Source organism: Barnesiella sp. CU968, from assembly GCF_905219685.1.
GTDB classification, from domain to species: Bacteria; Bacteroidota; Bacteroidia; order Bacteroidales; family Muribaculaceae; genus Lepagella; species Lepagella muris_A.
In genome coordinates, this window is sequence record NZ_CAJMXD010000358.1 from 1 (window position 1) to 2,993 (window position 2,993).

Sequence of the window (2,993 nt, forward strand, 5' to 3'; positions counted from 1 at the left end):
TTTATCGACATACGTGGCAGTTCACGAGGGGTGCGGCTCAGCTGTTCCCTGACCTGGTCAAGGTGGTTGGTGTAGATATGCGCGTCTCCGAGAGTGTGTATGAATTCTCCGGGTTCAAGTCCGCAAACCTGAGCCATCATCATGCATAACAACGCGTAGCTTGCAATATTGAATGGCACCCCGAGAAAACAGTCGGCACTGCGCTGATACAACTGCAGTGAAAGTTTCCCCTCGCTTACGTAAAACTGGAAGAAAGCATGGCAGGGGGGGAGGTTCATGTTTTTCAGATCTGCCACATTCCATGCGCTTACGATAATACGCCGGGAGTCGGGGTTCTCTTTGATATCTCTGACCGCTTCTGAAATCTGGTCGATGAATCCGCCCTCATAGTCACGCCAGGAACGCCACTGATATCCGTATATGTGTCCGAGTTCGCCGTCAGGATCCGCCCATTCATTCCAGATTCTGACACCATGTTCCTGCAGATAGCGCACGTTTGTGTCACCCTTCAGGAACCACAGCAGTTCATAAATGATGCTTTTAAGATGCACTTTCTTCGTTGTCAGCAAAGGAAAACCCTTGCTGAGATCGAAACGCATCTGGTATCCGAATGTGGATATGGTTCCTGTGCCGGTTCTGTCTTCTTTGACATGACCGTTTTCGAGAATGTGTCTGAGAAGGTCGAGATATGGTGTCATGGTGTTTTCTTTTTATGTTGTCTTTGGCTTATGATCATGGTTGTGGCTGTTTGCTTTTGCGGAAAAGGGGAGTTGCCGGACGGTTTCTGTTCGGCTGGAATCTGATTGCTTCCTCAGGGCATACGGCAAGACAGTCGAAACAGCGTATGCACCGCGAGTTGTCAACGTAGGCACTTACAGTCTTTATGCAGGAAGACTTGCAGTTTTCTTCGCATTTACCGCAATACACGCATTTGTCCCGGTCTATTTCAATGTGGTATATATTGTGTTCGTAAAGAAGCCCCATCGCAGTGCCGAGCGGGCATATGTGTGTGCAGAACTCTCGTCCGCGCAGCAGTGAATATGCAGCAATCATTACGAATGACACTATTCCGGCTGTTATGCCTGTTCCGATTCCCAGCCCGAGATTTATCCAGGTTGCCTCAATCGCCGAAGGGTTGATCGCCGAGGCGATGTTTCGCATGATATTCCACGGTTCTATTATATAGGGCACCGCCACCGCTCCTGCCAGAAGGCATATTGCGTATATCATCAGAATATGTATCGGCAGTCTTGTCTGTTTGCGGTAACTGAATTTCTTGTCGAGTGCCGGTATTCTGCGGCGTATCCTTATGAATAAGTCAGACAGAGTGCCTACCGGGCATACGGTCGAGCAATATATCCGTCCGAAAATGAAAGTGATAACAAGCCATGTCAGAATAGCGCCTATGGCGGTTGTGCCGGCGGACAGAATTATCTGCGCTTTTTTCGACACAACCGCCATAGGATGCACCTGCGGCCCGATGAAAAGGTAGGCAACAGTGGCGACAAAGAAAAGTATCGCCAGAAATATGCGGAATATCCGTATTTGTCTCACTTTGTCATATCATCTTTTACCGCCGCGCTGCTGTTGTTTCTGCTGCTCGCGGAGCATTGCCTGCTGCTGACGCTGCATCTCTTCAAGGCGAGCCATGAAGCCGGATTTCTTACGCGGTTTCTTTGAAGCCTCCGCCATTGCCTTTCTTACGTCTTCCTCTTTGATTATGTAGCGGAAAGCGTAGGTCTGGATAATGGTGATAAGAAGAGACAGGAAGTAATAATAAGAGAGTCCTGCCGCATAGTTGTTGAAGAATACCAGGAAGAAGAGCGGCATCAGATACATCATCCATTTCATGCCCGGCATTGTGCTCGGCTGGTTCTGCATGTTGATGTATGTGTATATGATGTTGGTGGCAGTCATCAGAAGGCAGAACAGGGAGATGTGGTTTCCGAAATATTCTGTGATGAAAGGTATGTTTCCGCTCCAGGAGATAATCGCGTCGGGAGCCGAAAGGTCATGCGCCCAGAGGAAGCTCTGTCCGCGAAGCTCGATGCAGCTCGGGAAGAAGCTGAACATGGCGAAGAGAATCGGCATCTGCAGAAGCATCGGCAGACATCCCGACATCGGACTTGCTCCGGCTTTGGAATAGAGAGCCATGGTTTTCTGCTGGCGGATCATTGCGTTTTCCGCGCCGGGATACTTGTCGTTGATCGCCTTTATGTCCGGTGCGAGCACACGCATCTTCGCCTGGCTCTTGTAGCTCTTGTAGGTGAGCGGGAAAAGCACAAGCTTGATGAAGATTGTGAGCAGAAGGATGATGATTCCGTAATTGGAGATGAATTTGCCGAGGAATGTGAACACCGGTATGATGACCCCGGTGTTGATCCAGCGGAAAAGGCTCCAGCCGAGAGGAATGAGTTTTGTCATCTTGAGGTCTTCGCCCGCTTCCACCTCTTTGTCGAGATGCGAAAGGAGGGGATAGAGGTTCGGACCGATGAAAAGGTGGAAATTCACCGGGTTGCCGCTGTTCCAGTCATAGTCGTTGACCACGGCTGCAGCTGTCATGCTTTTGAGATAGTCCTGACCTTTGATTACCTCGGATGAGAAATCCGCGGTGTTGAAAGGGCGGTCAGCTATCATTACAGTAGAGAAGAACTGATTCTTGAAAGCGATCCAGCGTACTTTCGACTGGCGTTCCTCGCTGTCGTTCTTTGATTCGGAGAGGTGTTCCACGGATCCGCCGGCGAATTTATAATATATGCCGGAGTTTCTTTCCTCGAACATTTTTCCTTTCTCCTGACGGTGAAGATCCTGTTGCCAGTCGATGCCGAGGTTGCGGGCATTGCTCTGCACTATGTCCGCCATAGCGTTCTGCACGATTCTCAGGCGGACAACATAACTTTCGCCTTTGGGCAAGGTGTATTCCATTCCCCAGTATGCGCCGTCGCCCATGTCAAGAGCCATAAGCACAGTAGAGTCGTTGAGCTGTCTGGGGG

Annotated in this window: 3 protein-coding genes; all 3 read right to left on the bottom strand. The window is 50.0% G+C overall.

Going from position 1 to position 2,993, the window contains the following annotated elements; all coding sequences use genetic code 11:
- On the bottom strand, window positions 1-698 hold a 698-nt coding region (locus JX312_RS11415), incomplete at its 3' end, for a thymidylate synthase (protein WP_204458079.1).
- Window positions 699-732: 34 nt separating this feature from the next.
- The gene (locus tag JX312_RS11420; RefSeq protein ID WP_124096499.1) at window positions 733-1,554 is read right to left on the bottom strand and encodes a 4Fe-4S binding protein; all 822 of its coding nucleotides are present in this window, start codon (window positions 1,552-1,554) and stop codon (window positions 733-735) included.
- A 9-nt stretch (window positions 1,555-1,563) separates the two neighbouring features.
- Window positions 1,564-2,993: membrane protein insertase YidC (yidC, locus tag JX312_RS11425; protein ID WP_204458080.1), on the bottom strand; the 1,430-nt coding region annotated here is incomplete at its 5' end.